The organism is Mangrovibacterium diazotrophicum (assembly GCF_003610535.1).
Taxonomy (GTDB): domain Bacteria; phylum Bacteroidota; class Bacteroidia; order Bacteroidales; family Prolixibacteraceae; genus Mangrovibacterium; species Mangrovibacterium diazotrophicum.
The window spans coordinates 248,077-271,013 of the sequence record NZ_RAPN01000005.1; the positions used below are offsets into that span (position 1 = coordinate 248,077).

General features: G+C 43.0%; 20 protein-coding genes. 9 read left to right on the top strand and 11 right to left on the bottom strand.

Annotated features, from left to right (window positions below; all coding sequences use genetic code 11):
- Window positions 1-120: 120 nt before the first annotated feature.
- Both BC643_RS22200 and lysS read right to left on the bottom strand, forming a co-directional pair.
- A complete protein-coding gene (locus tag BC643_RS22200) occupies window positions 121-1,116 on the bottom strand; it encodes an NAD(P)H-dependent glycerol-3-phosphate dehydrogenase (RefSeq protein ID WP_120275548.1) in 996 nt (331 codons plus the stop codon).
- Between the two features lie 16 nt (window positions 1,117-1,132).
- On the bottom strand, window positions 1,133-2,854 hold the full coding sequence (lysS, locus tag BC643_RS22205; protein WP_120275549.1) for a lysine--tRNA ligase: 1,722 nt from the start codon (window positions 2,852-2,854) through the stop codon (window positions 1,133-1,135).
- Window positions 2,855-3,163: 309 nt separating this feature from the next.
- Here lysS and recJ point away from each other — a divergent pair, with 309 nt between their 5' ends.
- Window positions 3,164-4,885 carry a single-stranded-DNA-specific exonuclease RecJ gene (gene recJ, locus BC643_RS22210; protein ID WP_120275551.1) on the top strand — a complete coding sequence of 574 codons (1,722 nt, stop codon included), beginning with the start codon at window positions 3,164-3,166 and terminating at the stop codon, window positions 4,883-4,885.
- 34 nt (window positions 4,886-4,919) lie between these two features.
- Window positions 4,920-6,140 (top strand): uracil-xanthine permease family protein, encoded by a 1,221-nt coding sequence (locus BC643_RS22215; protein WP_120275552.1) that lies wholly within the window; start codon window positions 4,920-4,922, stop codon window positions 6,138-6,140.
- 72 nt (window positions 6,141-6,212) lie between these two features.
- Here BC643_RS22215 and BC643_RS22220 read toward each other — a convergent pair whose 3' ends face one another.
- From BC643_RS22220 to purE, 9 genes are all read right to left on the bottom strand, one after another.
- Complete coding sequence (locus BC643_RS22220; RefSeq protein ID WP_147377306.1) at window positions 6,213-6,752, bottom strand: DUF4251 domain-containing protein; 540 nt, start codon at window positions 6,750-6,752, stop codon at window positions 6,213-6,215.
- A gap of 250 nt (window positions 6,753-7,002) precedes the next feature.
- Window positions 7,003-7,512, bottom strand: coding sequence for a DUF4251 domain-containing protein (locus tag BC643_RS22225; protein ID WP_120275555.1), 510 nt, complete (start codon window positions 7,510-7,512; stop codon window positions 7,003-7,005).
- A 79-nt stretch (window positions 7,513-7,591) separates the two neighbouring features.
- A complete protein-coding gene (locus BC643_RS22230) occupies window positions 7,592-8,671 on the bottom strand; it encodes a sugar-transfer associated ATP-grasp domain-containing protein (protein WP_120275557.1) in 1,080 nt (359 codons plus the stop codon).
- A 303-nt stretch (window positions 8,672-8,974) separates the two neighbouring features.
- Complete coding sequence (locus BC643_RS22235; RefSeq protein WP_147377307.1) at window positions 8,975-9,568, bottom strand: hypothetical protein; 594 nt, start codon at window positions 9,566-9,568, stop codon at window positions 8,975-8,977.
- A gap of 164 nt (window positions 9,569-9,732) precedes the next feature.
- The gene (locus BC643_RS22240; protein ID WP_120275560.1) at window positions 9,733-11,178 is read right to left on the bottom strand and encodes a sodium/proline symporter; all 1,446 of its coding nucleotides are present in this window, start codon (window positions 11,176-11,178) and stop codon (window positions 9,733-9,735) included.
- A gap of 199 nt (window positions 11,179-11,377) precedes the next feature.
- Window positions 11,378-12,541: a 1-acyl-sn-glycerol-3-phosphate acyltransferase gene (locus tag BC643_RS22245; RefSeq protein ID WP_120275561.1), complete on the bottom strand. Its 1,164-nt coding sequence runs from the start codon at window positions 12,539-12,541 to the stop codon at window positions 11,378-11,380.
- 37 nt (window positions 12,542-12,578) lie between these two features.
- A complete protein-coding gene (locus tag BC643_RS22250) occupies window positions 12,579-14,579 on the bottom strand; it encodes a ComEA family DNA-binding protein (RefSeq protein ID WP_120275563.1) in 2,001 nt (666 codons plus the stop codon).
- A complete protein-coding gene (locus BC643_RS22255; RefSeq protein ID WP_120275565.1) occupies window positions 14,576-15,292 on the bottom strand; it encodes a PorV/PorQ family protein in 717 nt (238 codons plus the stop codon). The genes BC643_RS22250 and BC643_RS22255 overlap by 4 nt, the downstream gene beginning before the upstream one ends.
- A 262-nt stretch (window positions 15,293-15,554) precedes the next feature.
- The gene (purE, locus tag BC643_RS22260; RefSeq protein ID WP_120275566.1) at window positions 15,555-16,061 is read right to left on the bottom strand and encodes a 5-(carboxyamino)imidazole ribonucleotide mutase; all 507 of its coding nucleotides are present in this window, start codon (window positions 16,059-16,061) and stop codon (window positions 15,555-15,557) included.
- Window positions 16,062-16,341: 280 nt separating this feature from the next.
- Between purE and hpt the strand changes: the two genes are divergently transcribed.
- The 7 genes from hpt (at window position 16,342) to rfbF (ending at window position 22,936) form a co-directional block, all read left to right on the top strand.
- Window positions 16,342-16,881: a hypoxanthine phosphoribosyltransferase gene (gene hpt / locus BC643_RS22265; RefSeq protein WP_120275568.1), complete on the top strand. Its 540-nt coding sequence runs from the start codon at window positions 16,342-16,344 to the stop codon at window positions 16,879-16,881.
- Window positions 16,882-16,906: 25 nt separating this feature from the next.
- Window positions 16,907-17,479 carry an adenylate kinase gene (locus BC643_RS22270; RefSeq protein ID WP_120275570.1) on the top strand — a complete coding sequence of 191 codons (573 nt, stop codon included), beginning with the start codon at window positions 16,907-16,909 and terminating at the stop codon, window positions 17,477-17,479.
- An 88-nt stretch (window positions 17,480-17,567) separates the two neighbouring features.
- On the top strand, window positions 17,568-18,563 hold the full coding sequence (gene obgE / locus BC643_RS22275; RefSeq protein ID WP_120275571.1) for a GTPase ObgE: 996 nt from the start codon (window positions 17,568-17,570) through the stop codon (window positions 18,561-18,563).
- A gap of 5 nt (window positions 18,564-18,568) precedes the next feature.
- Entirely contained in the window at window positions 18,569-19,258 is a 690-nt protein-coding gene (locus BC643_RS22280; RefSeq protein ID WP_120275573.1) for a phosphatase PAP2 family protein, read from the top strand.
- Window positions 19,255-21,033, top strand: coding sequence for a MutS-related protein (locus BC643_RS22285; protein WP_120275574.1), 1,779 nt, complete (start codon window positions 19,255-19,257; stop codon window positions 21,031-21,033). The genes BC643_RS22280 and BC643_RS22285 overlap by 4 nt, the downstream gene beginning before the upstream one ends.
- Window positions 21,034-21,488: 455 nt before the next feature.
- Window positions 21,489-22,055, top strand: a complete 567-nt coding sequence (locus tag BC643_RS22290) for a UpxY family transcription antiterminator (protein ID WP_120275576.1) — start codon at window positions 21,489-21,491, stop codon at window positions 22,053-22,055.
- Window positions 22,056-22,150: 95 nt separating this feature from the next.
- Window positions 22,151-22,936 carry a glucose-1-phosphate cytidylyltransferase gene (gene rfbF, locus BC643_RS22295; protein WP_120275577.1) on the top strand — a complete coding sequence of 262 codons (786 nt, stop codon included), beginning with the start codon at window positions 22,151-22,153 and terminating at the stop codon, window positions 22,934-22,936.
- The last annotated feature ends 1 nt before the right edge of the window (window position 22,937 follow it).

Below are 22,937 nucleotides of genomic sequence, written 5' to 3' on the forward strand. Positions count from 1 at the left end.
GCAATTTTGAAGCTTTGTTGATTTCAAATGTACAAAAATAAGAAAGGCCTCAACCCGTTTGGGATGAAGCCTTCTGTATTTCGAATAAAGAATTTTCTATTGAATACTCCCTTTTAATACCTAGCGCAGTTTCTCAGTCAAACGACGAACTTCGGCTGCAGGATTCTCACCCTCATACAAAATATTGTACACTGTTTCGCAGATCGGTAGATTCACTTTGTACTCCTGGTTTATTTCGTGAATGGACTTGGTGGCGTAATACCCCTCAGCAACCATGTGCATTTCCAGCTGTGCGGTACGGGTTGTATAACCTTTTCCGATCATGGTACCAAACGTCCGGTTTCTCGAGAACTGAGAATAGGCCGTCACCAGCAAGTCGCCCAAATAGGCTGAACTTTTGATGTCGCGCGTAATCGGGTGAACTTTGTCCACAAAGCGCTTAATTTCCTGAATCGCATTGGCAATCAGCACTGCCTGGAAATTATCACCATAACGCAGACCATGTACAATTCCGGAGGCAATCGCGATAATATTCTTCAACACCGAAGCGTATTCAGTTCCGAAAATATCGTCGGAAACATGCGAACGGATATACGGGCACTCCATTTTAAAGGCAAAATCGCGCGCACGGCGGATATCTGGACAAGCGATCGTCAGGTACGAAAGTCGCTCCAACGCAACCTCTTCTGCATGACACGGACCGGCAATAACACCAATTCGTTCGTAAGGCAACTTAAACTTTTGATTTAAGTATTGACCCACGATTTGGTTGCCTTCCGGAATAATCCCTTTGATGGCCGAAACAACATATTTGTTGGTCATTTCAACATTCAGTTCCGACAAAGAACGATCGAGGAAAGCCGACGGAATAGTCAACACCAGGACATCGTGTTCTTCAAAGGTTTTATTGATATCGCTGTAAAAGTCAATTCGATCAATATCAAACTCAACCCCTCTCAAATAACCGGGATTGTGCTTGAATCGTTTGAATTGCTCAATACTTTCCGGATTGCGGAAATACCAGCCAATACGATCAACATTATTCAGGAGTATCTTTGCCAGCGCTGTAGCCCAGCTACCACTCCCGACTATTGCTATTTTGGGTTCAGTAAACATATTAACAAGGTCAATGTTAGGCGATCCAGTTAGTCACGTCTTCCATTGATGGATTTTCCAATCCAAGTTTATTTTTTTTGTTGTAACCGCAAAGGTCGTTAAACAACTTTCCGGCTTTTACATCTTTTAAGGCATCTACTTTTTTGAAACCCATTTTACGAAGGACATCAATCCAATCGGAAGGAATTCCTTTGGCTTCATATTTTTCATCAGTATCAGCATCAGCTTTCTTCTCCGGCTTCATTTGCGGGAAGAAAAGTACATCCTGAATCGACGGGCTGTTGGTCATGAACATGGTCAAACGGTCGATACCGATCCCCATTCCCGATGTTGGAGGCATGCCGTATTCCAGAGCACGAAGGAAATCCTGGTCGATAAACATCGCTTCATCATCTCCTTTTTCCGACAGCTTCATTTGATCTTCGAAACGCTCACGTTGATCAATCGGGTCGTTCAACTCCGAGTAGGCATTTGCCAGCTCTTTACCGTTTACCATCAACTCGAAACGTTCAGTCAGTTCCGGATGTTCACGGTGTTTTTTGGTCAGTGGTGACATTTCAACCGGATAGTCGATGATGAAAGTTGGCTGCACATAGTTGTGCTCACATTTTTCGCCAAAAATTTCATCAATCAATTTTCCTTTACCCATTGTCGGGTCAGTTTCGATCCCCAATTTGTCACAAATTTCACGCAATTCAGCTTCCGATTTACCGGCAATGTCATAACCAGTATGTTCTTTAATCGCTTCGTACATTGTCACGCGCGGATACGGACGTTTGAAATCGATGATCTTATCACCAACCTGAACTTCAGTTTTACCATGCAACGCCAATGCCACACGTTCAACCATTTCTTCGGTGAAATTCATCATCCATTTGTAATCCTTGTATGCCACGTAAATTTCCATGGCTGTAAATTCCGGATTGTGCGTGCGGTCCATTCCTTCGTTACGGAAGTCTTTGGCGAACTCGTAAACACCTTCAAAACCACCTACAATCAGGCGTTTCAGGTAAAGTTCGTTTGCAATACGAAGATACAATGGAATATTTAGTGAATTGTGATGCGTGATAAACGGACGTGCAGCAGCACCTCCGGGAATTGACTGCAGAATCGGCGTTTCCACTTCCAGGTAACCATGCTCGTTGAACATTTGACGCATGGTGTTGATGATTTTCGTGCGCTTCACGAAGACGTCTCTAACCTGCGGGTTAACAACCAAGTCGACATAACGTTGGCGATAGCGTTGTTCCGGATCAGTGAACGCATCATAAATAACGCCGTCTTTCTCTTTTACGATTGGCAGCGGACGCAAACACTTGCTCAACATGAACAACTCCTTCACGTGAACTGATTTTTCGCCAACCTGCGTTGTGAAAGCAAAACCTTTCACACCAATGAAATCGCCAATGTCCATCAACTTCTTGAAGACATCGTTGTACAGGGTCTTATCCTCCCCCTCACAAATTTCGTCGCGATTAATATACAACTGAATCCGACCTGAATCATCCTGTAATTCAGCGAATGAAGCTTTTCCCATAATCCGGCGGCTCATAATGCGACCGGCCAACACCACTTCCTGGAAGTTGTTCTTTTCAGGATCATAGCCAGCCTTTATTTCAGCTGTTTTAGCATTTACCGGGAACTCCTCGGCCGGATATGGCTCGATTCCCAACTCTCTTAACTTTGCTAAAGAATTTCTCCTGATTACTTCCTGTTCGCTAAGCTCTGCTGTACTCATTGGTAATGATCAATTATTATTCTGCTTGTAAAAAAATTTGTGCAAAGATAAGATAAGAATTAAAAAAACCCTACTCTGCACTGTTATCAAACTAAAACGAACAAAATCAGCTGTTTGTATTTTTACGCTCAATGTTAATAATTTTATGTCGAAGCTAAAGATTTGAGCGGATGAAATTTAGGTAAAATTTAATTTCAGAAATCTTCAAACATGCCTGTCCGTGTATTAAAATAAGGTTTCCAGATCAGCTTGCATTTTTTATCTTTGAGCTTTTAATCAAAGCATCTCCAAGGCAACACCGCAATATCAATGGATAAAATCTGGAAAGTAAAAGAACAAGGCGACATAAATGTAATCAAGCATTTATCTGCTGCCCTGAACGTCAACATGGTTATAGCCAACCTGTTGTCACAAAGGGGGATTACATCATTCAATGAAGCCAAGTCTTTTTTCCGCCCCAAATTGTCCGATTTACACAACCCTTTTTTGATGAAGGATATGGACAAGGCTGTTGCCCGCCTTGAACAAGCCATCAACAACCAGGAAAAAGTATTGATTTACGGTGATTATGATGTTGACGGAACAACCTCAGTTGCTTTGATGTACCAGTTCTTGCGGACCCGCATCAAAGATCTCGACTTCTACATCCCGGATCGCTATTCGGAAGGCTACGGTATTTCGCCGCGAAGCATCGAATTCGCGTCGAATGAAAAATTCACACTGGTCATTGTTTTGGACTGCGGAATCAAGGCGATTGAAAAAATCAAGCAGGCAAAGGATCTTGGAATCGATTTCATCATTTGTGATCACCACAATCCCGATGATCAAATTCCGGATGCAGTGGCGGTACTTGATGCGAAACGTCCCGGTTGTGAATACCCTTACAAAGAGCTTTCAGGTTGCGGCGTGGGGTTCAAATTGCTGCAGGCGTACACACAAAAGAACGATATCCCGGTAGTCGAACTTTACGATCTGCTGGATTTGGTTGTCGTGAGTATCGCTTCCGACATTGTTCCGGTAACCGGCGAAAACCGGGTTTTGGCTTATTACGGGTTGAAAAAATTGAACAGCAACCCAAGTCTCGGATTGAAAACGATCATTCAGATTTCGAACCTTGTTGGACAGCAGATTACAATCAGCGATATTGTTTTCAAAATCGGGCCTCGCCTCAACGCATCTGGCAGAATTGAGCACGGTAAAAAGTCTGTGGAAATTCTGGTTATGAACGACGAAGATCAGTCGTTTGCCCTTGGAGAAGAAATTAACTCGTACAACGAAATTCGGAAAACTCTCGACCGCGACATTACCCAGGAAGCCCTGGACATGATCGCACACGATCCCGTTCACGACGAGCGTTTTTCAACGGTATTATACAATCGCGACTGGCACAAAGGTGTTGTTGGTATTGTTGCCTCGCGCCTCACCGAACATTATTACCGCCCAACCATCATCTTAACCGAATCGAATGGTTTAGCAACCGGATCGGCTCGCTCGGTGCGCGACTTCGACCTTTACGAAGCAATCGGACAATGTTCCGACCTGCTTGAATCGTACGGTGGCCACATGTACGCAGCCGGCTTGACCATGAAGATTGACAACATCCCGGCATTTAGTCGCCGTTTTGAGGAAATTGTAAAAAACTCGATTACCGATTCTCAAAAAACAGAAATTCTGGAAGCCGACACGAAATTGCAACTGTCGGACATTACCCCGAAATTCTACCGCATATTAAAGCAATTCGAGCCATTTGGCCCGCACAACATGACTCCGCTATTCCTGACTGAAAACGTTCTGGACAGTGGTACCAGCAGATGCGTTGGCCGCAACCAGGAGCACCTGAAACTCGACTTGGTGGAGCCAACCGGGAACTCGTCCGTTTTTTCAGCAATTGCTTTCAACCAGGCAAGCCACTACGAAGCCATTAGCCAGGGACTCCCCTTCGATATCCTGTACACGATATCCGAAAATGAGTTCCGTGGAAAGACAAACCTCCAGCTCTACATACGCGACATAGCAGCTAAAATATATTAGTTCCGCTTTTTACTAACCCTTAAAACTAAACCCTATGAATCTTGCCAGTAAAAGCCAAAGCCAGTACACTCCAAGAAATATGGTTTTGGGCGTTCAGTTTCTCTTTGTTGCCTTTGGAGCAACTGTATTGGTGCCGTTATTGGTCGGCATCGATCCGGCCGTTGCACTATTTACTGCCGGCATCGGAACATTGCTTTTCCATTTAATCACAAAAGGAATGGTCCCGGTTTTCCTGGGCAGTAGCTTTGCCTTCATTGCTCCAATCATCGAATCGACGAAATTATACGGACTACCGGGAACCTTTTCCGGAATTATCGCAGTAGGAGTGGTTTACGGCGTGGTATCCGGCTTAATCAAATTAAGAGGACTCACATTTGTTGAAAGACTGTTTCCGGCAACTGTTGTTGGGCCCGTTATCATGATCATCGGCCTTTCGTTAGCCAGTGCCGCAGTAGACATGGCCAAAACCAACTGGATCATTGCAGCCGCAAGCCTATTAACGGCGATCATTGTCGTAGTCTTCATGAAAGGTATTATCAAACTTATCCCAATCTTTGTAGGTATCATTGTTGGATACATCGTTGGTCTCATCATGGGAGTAATTGATTTCACGCCAATAAAAGAAGCAGCCTGGATCGGGCTTCCATCGTTCACTGCCCCTAAATTTAGCTGGGGAGCAATCACCTACATGATTCCGGTTGCCGTAGCTCCAATTATCGAACACGTTGGCGATATGTATGCCATCGGTGGAGTTGCCGAAAAGAATTTCATTGAAAAGCCAGGTCTTCACCGCACCTTGCTCGGCGACGGTATTGCAACCAGCTTGGCAGGATGTTTCGGCGGTGTGCCGAACACAACTTATTCTGAAGTTACAGGAGCTATTAGTCTTACGAAAGTTACCAATCCATTTATATTGCGAATCTCAGCCGTAACGGCAATTGTTTTTTCGTTAATAGGAAAAGTAAGCGGATTCCTCAAGACTATCCCACAGGCTGTTCTGGGTGGCATCATGCTGCTTTTATTCGGACTGATTGCCTCGATTGGAATCAAAACTTTAATCGACTCAAAAACCGATATGACAAAAATCCGCAACCAGGTAATTGTATCCGTTGTATTGACCGTCGGTATTGGCGGAGCAGTCATATCCTGGGGTAACTTCTCCTTGGCAGGAATCGGTCTTGCCGCTGTTGTTGGCATTCTACTGAACCTCATTTTGCCGGGAGAATCCAAAGAGATCCAGGTTCAAAACGACTAAAAGCTTTTCTTTAAATATGAAAAAAAGCCGCTTGCATTTTTGAAAGCGGCTTTTTTGTTCTCTGTTGAATTCTTAAATACTCCGGCTTCTTGCAGGCATGCTCACAACCTCGCCTTCAAAACGCACAGCCTCCCTATCATCGGAAATAACTGTTAATTGCGCTTTTCCATCAACACCTATGCGCATTTGCAAATGCAACCGTTCCGAATCAGTATCAACATCAAAAAAGATTTGATAACTACGATTCCTTTCATCGTAAAGCACCCGACTGCTTTGGGCAACTTGCCGAAACTGCAGTCTTTCGCTTTGCCGATTTGACCAAGTCTGTGATTTTTCCAAATCGGGCAACCAACACGCGACAAAATCATGATCTATCCGAAGATCATAACCATACGACAGCGGCACCTTTTGACCTGATCGCTTGAACGTACAATCAGCCGTAAACAAAAACTCACCGGATTCAACCAAGGATTTGATTTCTTTCGACTCTTTTCTTTCCCAATTACCCGAGTACGGAAGTTGAGCACTTGAATAGACCCAACTTACCAACAAAAAAAATACAATTAATCCACAGGTCTTCATAATAAATACTTTTAGAACATTCCAGTTCAAGCAAAATAAATGCCAATCTTTATAAGGATCAATATAAATTATACATAAGATAACTAATCCTATTTGCTAAACGCCTCATGCAAATAATACATAATACTAGTAATCACGTGACCTTTTTGAAATCTATAGAACTTAAGTTCATTTCTACATTGACATAATTTTACGAAACTCTTTTGAATAGACAGTTTGGCAAGCTATCGCTATGAAATAACATTATCAAAATGATGAGTAAAAACGAAAGCGAGCCTGGTTATTTCTTTTCATCAACTGCTGACGCTTCGACAACACCACTAAAACTAATGCTTTGCCGGTGAGTCATCGTCACACTGAGATTTGCATATCCACTCAAGCCCACAATCAAATTCATCTGATACGTGTCACGTTGCTCTTTCACTTCAAAATTGACCTGGTAAGACTTTTTCTTGTCGTTAAACTTTGTTTCGATGTGATCGACCTTTGCCTTGAATTTAATTCCGCCGTCTCTATCGGCGTAAGGTGCCTGATAGGCTCTACCGAAATAGGGCAACCAAGCCTCAACGGAATCGCCTTTAAATTTTAAATCGTAAATAGAAGTAAGGTCTATCTTGGGCCCGGACATTGGACTGGCATACCGGGCTATAAAAACGAAGTTGCCCGACTCAACTAATTCTTCGATCTCTGCTGCTTTTTGCTCCTTTCGCTCTTTCGACGAAAGCTTTTGTGCGAAACATATCTGTCCCCCGATCAAGAATACAACAACCAAAATTCCTATTGCTTTCATGATTGTATGGTTTTATAAATTGAATAACAAAACCGATACCAATTCCAGAAACAAGCCACGCTCCCAAATCACCAAAACATCAATAAACCAACAGTGGATTCTCTTTCAATAAATGAAGTTTATCCCATCCTAAATCAGCAAAAACCGCTCCTTTGACACCTTGCGCGATACGCATTCCGTTATCCGCACCATTCCACTCCATTACTTTGACATCTTCATTTTTGTCTACTACTAAATCCCAGCCAATACAACGAACCTGAGGGATTGTTGCATGCAACGAAACAACTGCATCAACGCATTTTCGATAGCAAGGAAGTGTTTTCCCTCCAAATTGATATCCAGTATCCGGATGCCTGTCTGTGTATTGATAATTCATATAATAAACCTCTTGATCCAGCTTTCCCGTAACTGCGTCCGCAAGCACGTTTATCTCGCTTTTTGCTTTCACATTCGGCTGTCCTGATCTTCCAACTCTTAAAAAACTAGAACGGACTGAAACCTGACCTTCCCGATCTACAGCTGTCGTCAACCGAATTGTAGCAACCGAATCAGGCATAATTTCCTCAAAAAACGGGTGCTGATGAATAAAGTCCTGAAATACACCATTTCCCAACATTAAAATACTATGAATATCAAAATTTTCTTTTGTGAAAAAATGAATACCTAGGCCTTGTAGAAAGTTTGTGTCACTTTTGAATACTACCTTATCTCGATTCGCGAAAAGAACTTCTCGAACCTGATCCGGCAAAACGACTTTAGAATAAGAATCAAGCCAAATCCCATTAACATAGCTAACTAAGTCGGGAAACAAATCGGAACGGAAGATATACCTCGTCATCGGTTTCAAATAAGACACCTTACCGTAGTCGCCTTGAGCGTACTCCACTACAAAACGCCCGTAATAATTTTCGGGTAGCCAACCTTCCTGAAAACCACCATTCAGAGCCGAAAACAATTGCAGCCCGGGAGAAAACACCTTGCCTCCCAAGATATCTTCAGCATATTCATCACACTTTCGGACCATGCTTTTACTCAGTTTTCCTCTCTGAGCTTCTACATCGGCAAGAATTTTATATGTCTCTTTGTTTATCAAATAATTATACCTCTTCCATTTCACATCATCGAATAAACGCTTCGCGATCAACTTAGATTTACTCATACCATTTATATAATTAAGCTAGAATTAATGACACCAATCTCCCACATTCTCCACTCTTTTTTCAATTCCGTCAGCCCTTGTCCTGGAGCCCAAGGAACCAGTGAACAATTAGCGCTTTTAATGTCTATCGAAAAGAAGACTTACAATACTTCTAATTAAAGCGCAAATTACAATACTCAAACGATTACATCAATTCGTAAATTCCCCCATCAATCCAGACTCGTTCAAATCCCTAATCTACATGTAAAAGGATTTAAAACGCTGATTGTACCAATCAGGCAATAATACTTGAACTTTAGGGAACTAAAAACCCACTCCTACCCCAATACTAAAAAATGGTTCCCAATCGTCGTAAGGAGAGTTTTCATCCTGAAGTACATCGAAGAGAATCTGCGCGTTTAGCCAAACATTCTGAGAAATCGGCTGGCTGTAGCCTCCACCTACAAATAGGAAGTTCACCCATTCGCGTTGACTGTCTCCGTTTGTGTAGAACAGCTCGTAATTCATCAGCTCGTACTCAATATGCGTGTAGAGCGACCGCATGATACGGTAACGATTAAAAATGCTGAATCCGTAATTTGAAGAACTGTAATCCTCGGAGTACCGTTTGTCATTTACGTACTCGTAAGTTAACTGAGTACCAACCGATAACTTAGGACTAATTTTATAACCAATAAGCGGGGCAACACCAACGGTAGTAACGCGGCCAAAAGACAAATTAACGTAACCGCCATAATAGAGCTTGCTCGCGTCGAATTTCGGTTGTTGCTCAACTGTTTGGGGCTGCTCCTGCACGATCACCGTATCTTGGGCAACAACTTGTTCCTGAGCGCCGCTTTGGCCGAAAACATTGAATGAAACAATTAACATTCCAGCTAAAAAATAAAGTACTTTCATGCGGGTTGGTTTTATGAATTATAACTCGGTTCCTTATAAATTTACGGAATTCTTCCCGTATGAAAAGCAACCAACCTGCAAGTGTGCACGATAATTAATTCAAATACTGAAGTTTTTCAACTAATTTTTCAAGGGATCCAGGCGTCTTCGGTCGAAATCAATCATCAAAATTCATTGCACGATTCCTTCTTCTCCGGAAATAGAATTGAAAAGAACAATGCGCAAATAAAGGCCAAAACATAGCTGGCTAATCTTTCTGACACTCCGGTTATATCACCAAGAAAAGTTTTCCAAACCACTGCAGAAACAGTTCCTGTTATTAAACTGGCATAAAGGCCTGCCCGCGAAAACCGCTTCCAGAACAACAACATCAACACTGCCGGGCCAAAGGCAGCGCCAATACCCGACCACGCATAAGAAACTAAACCATAAACCGTATCCTCCATCGAAATAGCCAGCAAAAAGGCAAACAGGCCTACCAACAAAGTCAACCATTTGTTGATTCGCAGCATACGTTTTTCATCCAGCTGCTTTTGGCTGAGATTTGCAAATAAATCCTCACTAATGGCTGAAGAAGCGACCATCAATTGCGACGAAGCAGTAGACATCATCGCCGAAACAGCACCGGAAAGCAGTATCCCCGCAAGGATCGGGTTCAACAGCGTAACTACCATAACCGGCAAAATCTTCTCCGAATCGTCAGCTAATGCTGCGGCAGAATCACCTACCAAGCCCATTTGGACTAATCGAAATCCGATGATCCCTATCAGGAAAGCGCCGCCGTAAGCCAAAATTGTCCACACCACCGCAAGTCCACGAGCCTGCAATGTTTCTTTGCGGTTTCGCATGGCCATCATCCGAGTGAGAAGTTGCGGCTGGCCGGTATAACCAAAAGCCCAGCTCAAGCCATTCAATATGAAAAGCCACCCAGCTGCAGAATAGTCTGCCGGTAGCGTCTCTGTACGCAAAGCCGCCATATCCATTCCGCCGGGATTATACTCCGCATAAACAAAAAATGCGATGATTGGCAGGACCACACAAGTAACAACCATCAGCACCGCCTGAAAAGCATCGGTGGCCACCACTGTGATGAACCCACCCAACATGGTGTAAACAGTCACCAAAAGCGAGCCAATAACCATTCCCCAGAAAGGATCGATACCAAAAGTGTCGTGAAAAATCTTACCAGCTCCACTGAACTGTGCCGCGATGTACAGAATAAAAAAGAAAATGATGATAACCGAACTGATAATCCCCGTCTTCTTCTCGCTTCCCGGAAAACGATAACTGAACAAACCAGGAACCGTTAGCGCTTGTGTTTTTGCCGCGTAATGCTGAAGCGGTGCCGCCATAAAAAACCACAGGAACAAAATTCCGAGAACGCAACCAACAGCAACCCAAATTGCACTCCAACCTTCGGCATACGCATGTCCGGTTAATCCCAGCAGCAACCAAGCCGATTCGCCGGTAGCCCGTTCCGAAAGCGCCAGGGAAAAACCGGAAATCTTCTTTCCGCCAATCACATAATCTTCATTGGTTTTTGAACGTCCTGAAGAATAATAGACGATTCCCATGAGCACCACAAGGTAAAGGACGAAAACGGTTATCATACCATCAAAATTTTAGGGGGTTTCCCAAAAGTAATTTTTGAGGTTGAAACCGACAAACGAATCCGACGATGTGTAATGATTTGGTAAAGGATGAAGAGAAGCAAAACTAGAGGGGGTGAACACCGGTGCTTTACCACTCACCAAAGAAGTACCTTTTTTCGTGAAAACAAAAAAGCCGGAGTATAAACTCCGGCCTGACTTATGATAGCATTTTCGATTTACAAACGTTTTCCGCATTTAAAAGCGGATTAGCATACATCTGCATAAACATCCGTTTCTGACAGTCAGCATCACCGCCGCCAATGGTCTTCACCAAGTCTTCGAGCAGTTCAGCAAATTTTTCGCGGGTTGCCACATCAATATCGCCATTGTACTTCCGGCAGTCGCTCAACATCTCTGCAGCGAGGTAATTGTAAGGCCACAGCTTGTAATTTTTGTAGATACAAGCATCGATATGATCGGCCAATTTCTGGATAGACTCCTGAGGATTCTCCAATTGTGCAATGCGGTCGAGCTGCGCATCAATTGGTTTACCAAATGCAAAGTGAACTCTTCCTTTCGGACGGGTCAGACCGTAAGCCATGCTTTTCAGGTCATCTTCCTGGGTCTTCACGAAGCCTTCGCGTTCCTTCTTGTAAATTTCCTCCACTTTCGAAATTCCGCAGGGCTCGCGCTCATAAGAAATCGACAACGGAACAATCTTTAGTTCGCGAAATCCACTCACAAAGTCACCCGAATTACTCAAGTTCAGCATCTTCAAAAGGGCTTGTTGTGTTTGATCACAGCCATCTTTTGTTCGTCCTTCGCGCTGCGCTATCCATACAGACATGTTGTCCTCTGTGATTGTTTTGCGGATGTAGGCCGACAGATTTTTCGATGCTGTGAGCAACTCGCGCGCCGGTAAATTCCGTTTTACAACGAATGCACCGTTCAGCTTCACAATATGCTGAATCCAATCGTAAATCAGCAGGTTGTTGCCAATAGCAACCTCAGTTGTATTCATACCTGCCTGTACAACAATGTAGTTCAGGATCGCCGAGTCCAGAATAATATCCCGGTGATTGGAAATAAAAAGATAACTCTGAGACTTATCTATGTTCTCAATCCCACTGTAAGTTACGCCGCTGGTAGTTCGTTTTATAATCCAGTCTTCAATCAGCGGATACATGAATTTCATTTGCAACTCATGCTTCGTTTTCACTCCCGCGAGTACCGCACTGATTTCCTTGACCTTTTGCTCATCATTAAAGATGAAAAACAAAACCTGACGGAACAAATCATCCTTCAATAAAACATTGATGTAATGATTAACTTCTTGATCTTCGTAAGGACGAATATCGTCGAAACACATCATATCCCTCATTCAGTTGATTTAGGGCGGCAAATATACAAAATGGGATTCAAATCTTAAACCGTATTTGGAGCTTCACCTCCGTCCTGCTCGAACCATCAATCGCTGTATCCCCGCTACCAAGCGAGTTTACGCCTTTATACCACGTTCTGGAACATTTAAACCAACACTCTATTTTTTCACAAATTTTAACTTTTCCACTTATGTAAGATCTCCATCCTTCCCCATAATACGCCGGAATTGAGAACTGGTAGAGTAAATCATTTTCATAGGCGTATATTCTCGAATCATAGTCATCTGTGTTGAAATAGGCGAGCCGAAGCCAAAATCGGGCGCCATCATTTCGCGCCTGCCAGCCCAAATCCTGACTTATCATCCAACCATCTGAATTGTGATCGTGCTCGTAAAATGAATGCTCGAATCGTGTTCGAATCAAAAACTGATCACTAAGTTGGCCACTGAGTTGCGCTCTGAAATATTGACGAATTTGTGTCTCATTATATCGGATCACATCCGAGCTCTCCTTCAACGGTTTACCTTCGTAAAGGTAACGCCCGTAAAGCTGCCAGTTACTGTTAAAATTGTAATCTGCACGAATTAAATACTCATGCCCTTTCCCGGGTGCGGCTGTCGTGTATTTTATCCATTTGTACTGAAAAAAATCAGCATAAGCGTTAATTACAACTTTGGCTGCCGGAAAAACCCGTAAACCAAAGAAAATTCCCTCCTCGTCATTAACCCGACTGTTTTCAGCAAAAGTCGCAGCAGAAACGGCGTTGTATTCTTTCGATATATTCCGGTACAAGGCAGAAAACGAGACTTGCCCAACAGGTTGAAAAATAAAACCGTTGATCGTAGCCAGGCCGCCAAACGACGTTGCAGTTTCACCAAACAAGTAGAACCGGTTGAAAGTGCAGCGATAATCTAAGGCCAAATTCGATACCCGTGTCCCTTCAAACAAAAACTGATTGTAAAGATCATCCGCCCGATCCAATGGATATTCAAATTGAGTTTGAACGCCCGAAACCCCGAGTGCAAACCGACCGGAATTAAATGACAAATGAGCACCACCATTCAATGCAGCCACCGAATTTTTATCTTCAATCTCCGAAACCGTGCGATGCAAACCACTTGTTTGAATTGAAGTGAACACTTTCAAATCGCCGATAGAATCGGTGTTTGCATCAAACTTTTTATACGAAATGAAGGGTTGGAACTGAAACTTTCCAAACTTCAAATCGGCTCCAAGTCCACGCATGTGGTTATTCTCATCGGTCGATGAATAGGGCTTAATTCCCTGGTTGAATCGCGAAATCCGATCCACATCGGTCGACTTCCCCATGGCAAATCCCTGCCAGATCACCAGCCCTTGTCCCCACTGTACAATATAATCACCCAAAACCACAGACGACCGCTTCTTTCCAAACTCAAATCGGCCAAAGCCGCTGTTGTAATCAAAACCTTTGGAATTCTCACCTTCAAAAAAACTTTCTCCGGCATCCTTCTCCCCAATGTATCCAAACTGAACACGACTCGAATTGAATCGATAGCGCAGATAAAGTTTCTCGGGAGATCCTTCAAACTTGCCGTTTTCAAAACCGGTTTGTTCCTCTATCAGGCGTGTGCCCCGTACCAAAATCTCCTGGCGAATTCTTCGTCGCCGAATGACTTCCTGATCCGCCACAAAATTGAGGAAGAAAGCTGTTAATTGAGCCAAAACCGGATTGAAGCCTTCAACTGCAGATAGCTCAAACGGACTCAGCACAGGCCCAAATTCATCGCGATAGGCAATCAGTGCTTCGATCTGAATTGGAGAAAGAAAAAACAAAGGAGCCAAATCTTCCGAAGTTGCGTTATTTATGGAAATCGGATTTTCAGCCAACTCGATCAAGTCAGATAACAATTGCTCAACATCGGCATTTTCGTCCTCTTCATAAACCTGTTCAAGCAAATCCCACAACTGATCATGTAAAATCATTTCAGATTGCTGAGCAACCAGCCAATTGGGCGCCAGCAACAAGATCATCGATATAGCCAGTGTCTTTCTCATCGTTGTTTCAGATAGAGTGAAACGGAAGGTGAAAAGCCAAGATACTCGTGATAAGAGAACGCCAAATCAGTTTGAACTTTGGCGAACAGGAATCCAAGGCCCATCGACCAGCTCGGACTGGAAGACTGAACTCCGGCTCGAATACAAAACCGATCGAGCACAAAAATTTGCAAACCAATGTGAGCTGTTATCTTTCGAACGTCTTCGTAAGTAAGTTGGGATACAACCAGAAAATGATCACCAAAAGCCTTGTGTGCACCCAACCGTCCAACAAACGGATATTCCCGAGTAAAATCGGAGGATGTCATTTTTTGCGAAATCGGGTTGAAAACAGAAAGGCCAAAACCATAATCGGCATTGGTGAAATTTAAGCCCAAGCTAAAAGTCGACAAGCCTGGCTTGCGGCCGTTCTCCGCCATCAGTAACTGAAAATAGTGAAACTGGACTCCCCCCGAAAAATGATTACCGAATTTTCGAGCTAATCCAATACCTACATGATTTTCGCGAAATGCTCTATTACCGAACTGGCCGAACTGCGCAAAAACACTACTACCAGCAATCGGGACAATCAGCTGCGCATCACCTGCAACGAGCTCTTTTAACAAAAAACGATTGGCATATGAAATTCCGGCAGTAAAACCAGAAGAAGATACAGAAGCTGGATTTAGCTGAAGTGCGTCCACTTCGGGCAAGCTGGCTCCGCCGCCTCCCATTGCCTGGATTGAAGCAGGAACGACAACGGCGTCCTGCCCCTTTGCAAACTGACAAGGCAGGAAACACGCTAAGAAAAACCAAAATTATATACCCGAATAACCACGCATAAAAAAAGGGTTTACCTTTTCGGTCCACCCTTTATATTGCACTTAAACAAGTTACAAAGTATTGCTAAACAAAAATATTATTCTTGCTCTTTATCTTAATGTTTTACAACAAGTTTCGTGAGCATTCGATTTGTCAAGCAAAAATTGAAGCGTTTTAGTTCGTTTTAAATTTGAACTTCACTTCCGATAAATCCTGGTTCGCTTTCACGATTTTAGTTTTCAAAGTCTCTTTGAACTCAACCAGCTTTTCAGCCATCTCAGCATCACCAAGCGAAATCATTTGTGCAGCCAGGATGCCCGCATTTTGAGCTCCGTTGATAGCAACTGTTGCAACCGGAATTCCCGGAGGCATTTGGGCAATTGCCAGCAATGCGTCCAGTCCGTCCAAGCTGGCACGAATTGGCACGCCAATAACAGGCAGTGTTGTCATTGCAGCAATTACTCCCGGCAAGTGAGCAGCCATACCGGCGCCGGCAATAATAACTTTAATACCGCGGTCTTTTGCACCTTTGGCAAAAACTTCAACCTCGGCTGGAGTACGATGAGCAGATAACGCGTTGATTTCAAAAGGAATCTGAAACTCATCTAAAATTTTTGCTGCAGCTTCCATCACTCCTAAATCGGAGGTACTGCCCATAATAATACTAACTTTTGGTTCCATTATATCTGTTTTAAATCACTGTAAACACACCTCAAACAAGCTGACCTGCAATCGGGTTCATTTACCCGCATTAAATTCCGGCACAAGTTCGCTACAAATTTACAACGAGCCGCCGACTCATTCAACTTAAAGTGAAAATAATCAGCTACTGAGCGTAAAACGAGCGATAATTTTTTGTTACTTTGCAGCTTTTTAAAATCCGGGCAAAAATAGTCGATTTAAACTGATATTGAAAACAGCTTTCAACCGCCTGTTTATCCGGTTAAAATTTTAAAACACGATGGGAAAAATCAAGATTATAGACAAGGAATTTGAATTGTTCATCCCCTACGAAAAAATACGTGCTGTGATTGAAAAAATCGCAGACGAGATGAACGAAAATCTGGCAGGGAAAAATCCACTTTTCCTATGCATCCTGAATGGATCCTTCATGTTTGCAGCTGAAATTTTCAAACGAATTACGCTGCTCGACGCTGAAATTTCATTTGTTAAGCTTGCTTCATACCAAGGAACTTCGACAACCGGCACCGTGAAAGAACTTATCGGACTTAACGAAAGTTTGGAAGGCCGCACCGTTGTAGTTCTCGAAGACATCGTCGATACGGGCATCACGATTGAAAAAGTGATCGCTCAAATTAAAGCTAAAAACCCGGCTGAAGTTCAGGTAGCTACTTTGCTTTTAAAACCTGACGCTTTACAACGTGACGTTAATTTGGATTACGTTGGGCTGGAAATTCCCAATGAATTTATTGTTGGCTACGGTTTGGACTACGATGGAAGAGGCCGCAACCTGATTGATATTTTTAAAGTAGTTGAATAATCCCCTTTATAAAAAATAATACAGAATGTTAAACTTAGTTTTGTTCGGCCCTCCGGGAGCAGGAAAAGGAACACAGGTCGAATTCTTGATCGAAAGTTACGGATTGGTTCACTTGTCAACCGGCGATTTATTGCGTAACGAAATTGCAGCATCAACTCCACTTGGAATTGAAGCAAAACGTTACATGGACAATGGCGAATTGGTTCCTGATTCGGTAGTAATCGGAATGATTAAAAACAAACTGGAAAATACATCCGATGCAAAAGGATTTATTTTCGATGGTTTTCCACGCACAGTCGCTCAAGCCGAAGCGTTGGACCAACTGCTTAACACAAACGGCACTCCGGTTTCGGGCATGCTGAGTTTGGAAGTAGAAAAAGCTGAGCTGGTTGCCCGCTTGCTGAACCGTGGTAAAACTTCGGGACGTTCTGACGATCAGGATGAATCAATCATCGAAAACCGGATTAATGTTTACAACGAAAAAACATTACCGTTGAAAAATTATTATGCCGCTCAAGACAAACACTTTGGAATTAACGGAATGGGATCAATTGCTGAAATTGCATCTCGTTTGTCTGATGCTGTAAACGCATTATAATCATACGAAATAGTTTCCAGAAGACGGATGTGCTCCATGCATTCGTCTTTTTTTATATTATCTTGCATCTATTCAATTTTTTAAGCAAATGGCTGAAAGCAATTTTGTTGACTACGTAAAGATTTTTTGTCGTTCGGGAAACGGGGGATCCGGATCTGCACACCTTCGCCGTGAAAAATATATTCCCAAAGGTGGCCCCGACGGTGGCGATGGCGGTCGCGGAGGACACATTATCGTTCGTGGAAATGCCCAAATGTGGACGCTGCTTCACCTGCGTTATCAACGTCATATTTTTGCAGGCCATGGCGAATCCGGCAGTAAACAGTGCAGCACCGGCGCCGATGGAGAAGATATCATCATCGAAGTTCCGCTGGGTACTGTAGCCCGTGATGCGGAAACCGGTGAATTCTTATTCGAAATCACACACGACGGCGAAACAAACATCCTGGTTAAAGGTGGTCGCGGGGGATTGGGAAACACCCATTTCAAATCGTCGACTAACCAAACGCCGCGTTATGCACAACCAGGAGAGCCAAGCGAAGAAGGCTGGAAAATTCTCGAGTTGAAAGTATTGGCCGATGTCGGTTTGGTTGGATTCCCGAGTGCAGGTAAATCAACACTGCTTTCGGTAGTGTCTGCAGCCAAGCCCAAAATCGCCGATTATCCGTTCACCACGCTCGTTCCCAATTTGGGAATCGTTTCTTATCGTGATAATCAGTCTTTCATTATGGCCGACATTCCGGGTATTATTGAAGGGGCTCACGAGGGGAAAGGTTTGGGATTGCGTTTCCTGCGTCACATCGAACGAAACTCGATGCTTTTGTTTATGGTACCAGCCGACAGCAAGGATCACCGAAAAGAATACCTGATTCTTTTGAGCGAGCTGGAGAAATACAACCCGGAATTGTTGGATAAGGAACGATTTTTGGTGATCAGTAAATCTGACTTCCTGGATGATGAACTGAAAGCGGAAATCAGCAAAGAATTTAAAGATATTCCGCACGATTTCATTTCGTCGGTAACCGGAGGTGGAATTACAAAACTGAAAGACACCATTTGGCAGATTTTGAATAAACCACAATAAGATTTATGGAGCACATAATCGACGTCGATAAATCCATCTTTTTTTATCTAAACGGGATGCATTCCCCGTTTTGGGATGTCGTTATGGCTCTGTTCACCCGCACCGAATACTGGATTTTACTTTTTGGTGTAATCATCTATTATATCATTCGCAGGTACCGGATGAAGTCGATCATGATTCTTATTCTGATCGCCTTATGCATCCTCATTGCCGACCAATTCTCCGGGCTCATCAAGGACTCCGTGCAACGATTGCGACCAACCCACGATCCAACAATGCAGGATCTGGTACACAATGTGCTTTCCAAAGGAGGGTTGTACGGATATTTTTCGGCACACGCGGCAAATACATTTGCAGTCGCAACTTTCACCTCATTCATTTTCAAAAACAGAGCATTCAATTTTCTCATTTTCAGTTGGGCGATCGTGGTTAGCTACAGCCGCATTTACCTCGGTGTCCATTTTCCATTCGACGTGTTGACAGGCGTCACCTTCGGCACCGCACTGGGCTACGGCGCTTATCGGCTATTAATATTTCTCGACAACCGCTTTTTTGTGCTTGGACTGCCCAAATTGGCCGAGGCACGGCTACGAAACAAAGATTTCCGCTACATTCTTATTATCGTATTGAGCTTTGTATTCACAACCCTTTTGTTGGTTAATCGCCTTCAACATTTTAACTGGATTCAGTTATGAGCAACCCTGCAAGCCAAATTGAAGAATTCCTGAGACAGGACAAAGGAGATTTGGAGCGTTACAATAAAAAAATGAAACAGCTTTTCTATTTCCGCTTAATCAGTTTTGCGGGAATCATCTTGAGCGTTATTTATCTTCCTTATCCCTCATTGCTTGTTTCTACTCTTATCTTCACGGCACTTTTTCTATTTTTCATTCGCAAAAACATTTTGCTTGAAAAAGAACGAAATTTTCGGAAGCGGCTGATAAAAATCTCTGAAAAAGAACTTTTAGCGCTTCAAGAACAATACTCCCACTTCAATCCCGGTAAAGAATTTAACAATCCGGATCATCCGTTCTCATTCGATCTGGACGTGTTTGGAGAAGGTAGCCTGTTTCAGTTCCTAAACCGAACCACTACACCTTTAGGGAAAAAGCGCCTGGCAGGCCTGTTGGAAAACCAAGAAACTGATGTCTCAGCTCTAAAAGATCGTCAAAACGCGATAGAAGAACTCGCAAAAGAAGTTCGATGGAGACAAGTATTTGCAGGAAAAGGAAACCTGGACAACGAAGCTGACCTGAAACTGTTGCGAAAACTCAGTGAAGAGACAAAGCTGAAAAACCCGGGCAGAATAAAATGGTTAATTACGATTATTCCCGTCATCTCAACCGTTATACTCGTTTTAGCATTCGTTCAATTGGTGCCTTGGACTTTACTAATGCTTGTCGCTGTTTTCAATGTCGCGATTCTGTCGTTCAGCAAAAAGACGATCGATGACTTTTATAACCACTTCGGAAACCAGACATCAATCTTAGGCAAATATTTTGATTTGTTAAAGATGATTGAAGACCAGAACTTCAACTCATCTTCCCTCAAACAGCTTCAACAAAAACTGTACGAAGAGGAAACATCAGCAACAGCAACCATACAGCAACTGAAGTCTATTTTGGCCAGATTCGACTACCGAGCCAATTTCATTTTCATCCTCGTTGCAGACTCGCTATATCTGTGGGACTTAATTTGCGTGCGGCAATTGGACAACTGGAACCGGGATCACCAATCCAAACTTAACGTATGGATTGATGTCATCGCCGAGTTTGATGCATTATCAAGTCTGGCAAATTTCAACTTTAACAATCCGGAATATTGTCTCCCTGCTTTCGAGTCTCCTGAATTCTGTTTCGAAGCGCAGAACCTCGCTCATCCTTTAATGAAGAAAAACAAGCGGATTGGAAATGATTTCAACATGAAAGGAAGAGGTCAATTTGTCGTTTTGACGGGCGCTAATATGGCTGGCAAGAGTACTTTTCTCAGAACCTTGGGAATAAACATGATTTTGGCCTTGAATGGATGCCGTTGCAGTGCCGACCAAATGACTTTGTCACCGGCCCCCCTGTACACAAACATGCGTACTACTGATAACCTGCAAAAAGAAGAGTCCTACTTTCACGCGGAATTACTGAGATTAAAGGGAATTTTGGACGAGATCCAGAACGGTTCTCCTGCCTTCATCTTAATCGACGAAATGCTGAAGGGAACAAATTCGGTGGACAAACTACAGGGATCTGTTGCATTGACTCAGCGCCTGCTCGCACTTAATGCAAACGGAATCATCTCCACACACGATTTAAAACTTGCCGAATTAGAACAACAATATCCCCACAACATCACTTCTCTTTGCTTTGAAATTCGCATTGAAAACGACAAATTATTCTTCGACTACCGCCTAAAACAAGGAATTACCCAAACTATGAATGCAAGTTTTTTGATGCATCAAATGGGTATTATTTCTTGAAAACAAACACAATCGCTTGCACCACTATCATTTTGTCAAAAAGAGGACCTTCTGCATATGGGGGAAATTACCCATTGATTTCCGATAGATGTTATAAAACACATCCCTTACTGCTGATTTACTGCCACTTACAAAAACCAATGCATTTTTGCGTATAATCCCCACTTGAATTCGATCTAAATAAGCCGGAATTTTGACTTAACGCAATTCGATAAAGTTTGGATAATCTGAAACAGCGATTACGACTTAATCGACAAGACACAAATCGAGAAGACTAAATCAAATCTTAAACAACGAAAACTTAGCGCCTCTCTAAAAAAAGAGGTTCTAAAAACACAAATGATTTGATGATATGAGACGAGACCCGTGTGGGTCAGGAAGCGAAGCTGTGTTAAGCCGTTAACCAATAAGACGATCTGCAATCAAAATAGTTATTAATCTCTAAATGATTAGTTATGAGTTTAATCAATTCAAATTACCAGTGGTTTGCCTTGTACACAAAATCACGATTCGAGAAAAAGGTACATGCGAGCCTTCAGTCAAAGGGAATCGAAAGTTATCTGCCAATAAGGACTGAAAAACGTCGTTGGAGCGACAGAATCAAGACTATAGAAGAACCTTTGCTGAAAGGCTACATTTTCGTGAAAGTAAGTAACAAAGAATACTTCAACGTATTGAATACTACCGGTGCAGTTGCCTATGTATCTTTCGGTGGAAAAGCTGCCCCAATCCCAGAAAAGCAACTGGACGATTTGAAAATCTTCCTGCAAGGTTACAACCAGGAGATTGATGTTACTTATGACAATCTGGAAGAAGGGCTTAAAGTAATTGTTGTCGCGGGACCTATGAAAGGTGTGGTTGGAGAAGTTGTTGAGTTCCGTGGAAAAAGCCGAATCGCTCTTCGATTCAAGAACCTGGGATATTGCATCTTGACTGATATCGCGACAAAAGACGTGGAAGCTTACAAACCACACTTAATTAGTTCCCACAAACGTCTGGTTAACTCACTTTTATCTGCCTAGGAATAAATTTCTACGAGGTAGTTATGCTCATTGGTTGTGCAAAGCAGCACTCTATCTCCCTAACGTGTATATTCTAAAAGTAATACCCCTTAAATATGAAAGTACTTATTCTGGCTGGCGGTCTGGGAACTCGCCTATCAGAGGAAACAAAGATCAAACCAAAGCCGATGGTCGAAATCGGAGGATATCCAATTATCTGGCATATCATGAAGATTTACGCGGCTCATGGTCACAACGATTTCATAGTCTTGTGTGGTTACAAAGGCTATATCATCAAGGAATTCTTTGCGAACTATTTACAAAACCACTCGGACATCCATGTCGATTTAGAGAAAAACGAAATCAGTTATCTGAAGTCCAATGTCGAACCTTGGAAGGTTACACTGATCGACACAGGTTCTGAAACCCTCACCGGTGGACGTATTAAGCGAGTTAAGGATCTAGTTGGTAACGAGCCATTCTTGTTGACTTATGGTGACGGTGTTTCAAACGTTGACATAACTGAAACGATCAAATTTCACAAGAGTCAAAACTCGCTTGTAACACTTTCGGCGATTAAACCCCCCGGCCGATTTGGAACCTTCAGCCTCCAATCCGACGGAAACACTATTGCAAACTTCAGGGAAAAACCTTCGGGAGACGGCAGTGAGTCTGCATGGATTAATGGCGGTTTCTTTGTGGTCGAACCGGAAGCGTTCAACTACATCGACGGAGACCAGACGATTTGGGAAAGAGATCCTTTGGAAAATATAGCTTCAGAGGGAAAACTTTCAGCTTACCGACACCACGGATTTTGGCATCCGATGGATACTTTACGCGATAAGCACACCTTGGAAGAACTTTGGGCTAGTGGTGAAGCCCCCTGGAAAATTTGGAATTAAT

Bases quoted from the DNA above. Each gene is read 5' to 3' on its own strand.
- recJ (WP_120275551.1), top strand. From the start codon at position 3,164: ATGGATAAAATCTGGAAAGTAAAAGAACAAGGCGACATAAATGTAATC.
- BC643_RS22245 (WP_120275561.1), bottom strand. From the start codon at position 12,541: ATGAGGGATATGATGTGTTTCGACGATATTCGTCCTTACGAAGATCAA.
- BC643_RS22250 (WP_120275563.1), bottom strand. From the start codon at position 14,579: ATGAGAAAGACACTGGCTATATCGATGATCTTGTTGCTGGCGCCCAAT.
- BC643_RS22215 (WP_120275552.1), top strand. From the start codon at position 4,920: ATGAATCTTGCCAGTAAAAGCCAAAGCCAGTACACTCCAAGAAATATG.
- BC643_RS22285 (WP_120275574.1), top strand. From the start codon at position 19,255: ATGAGCAACCCTGCAAGCCAAATTGAAGAATTCCTGAGACAGGACAAA.
- BC643_RS22270 (WP_120275570.1), top strand. From the start codon at position 16,907: ATGTTAAACTTAGTTTTGTTCGGCCCTCCGGGAGCAGGAAAAGGAACA.
- purE (WP_120275566.1), bottom strand. From the start codon at position 16,061: ATGGAACCAAAAGTTAGTATTATTATGGGCAGTACCTCCGATTTAGGA.
- obgE (WP_120275571.1), top strand. From the start codon at position 17,568: ATGGCTGAAAGCAATTTTGTTGACTACGTAAAGATTTTTTGTCGTTCG.
- hpt (WP_120275568.1), top strand. From the start codon at position 16,342: ATGGGAAAAATCAAGATTATAGACAAGGAATTTGAATTGTTCATCCCC.
- BC643_RS22235 (WP_147377307.1), bottom strand. From the start codon at position 9,568: ATGAAAGTACTTTATTTTTTAGCTGGAATGTTAATTGTTTCATTCAAT.
- rfbF (WP_120275577.1), top strand. From the start codon at position 22,151: ATGAAAGTACTTATTCTGGCTGGCGGTCTGGGAACTCGCCTATCAGAG.
- BC643_RS22230 (WP_120275557.1), bottom strand. From the start codon at position 8,671: ATGAGTAAATCTAAGTTGATCGCGAAGCGTTTATTCGATGATGTGAAA.
- BC643_RS22225 (WP_120275555.1), bottom strand. From the start codon at position 7,512: ATGAAAGCAATAGGAATTTTGGTTGTTGTATTCTTGATCGGGGGACAG.
- BC643_RS22255 (WP_120275565.1), bottom strand. From the start codon at position 15,292: ATGGGAGGCGGCGGAGCCAGCTTGCCCGAAGTGGACGCACTTCAGCTA.
- BC643_RS22240 (WP_120275560.1), bottom strand. From the start codon at position 11,178: ATGATAACCGTTTTCGTCCTTTACCTTGTGGTGCTCATGGGAATCGTC.
- BC643_RS22280 (WP_120275573.1), top strand. From the start codon at position 18,569: ATGGAGCACATAATCGACGTCGATAAATCCATCTTTTTTTATCTAAAC.
- lysS (WP_120275549.1), bottom strand. From the start codon at position 2,854: ATGAGTACAGCAGAGCTTAGCGAACAGGAAGTAATCAGGAGAAATTCT.
- BC643_RS22200 (WP_120275548.1), bottom strand. From the start codon at position 1,116: ATGTTTACTGAACCCAAAATAGCAATAGTCGGGAGTGGTAGCTGGGCT.
- BC643_RS22290 (WP_120275576.1), top strand. From the start codon at position 21,489: ATGAGTTTAATCAATTCAAATTACCAGTGGTTTGCCTTGTACACAAAA.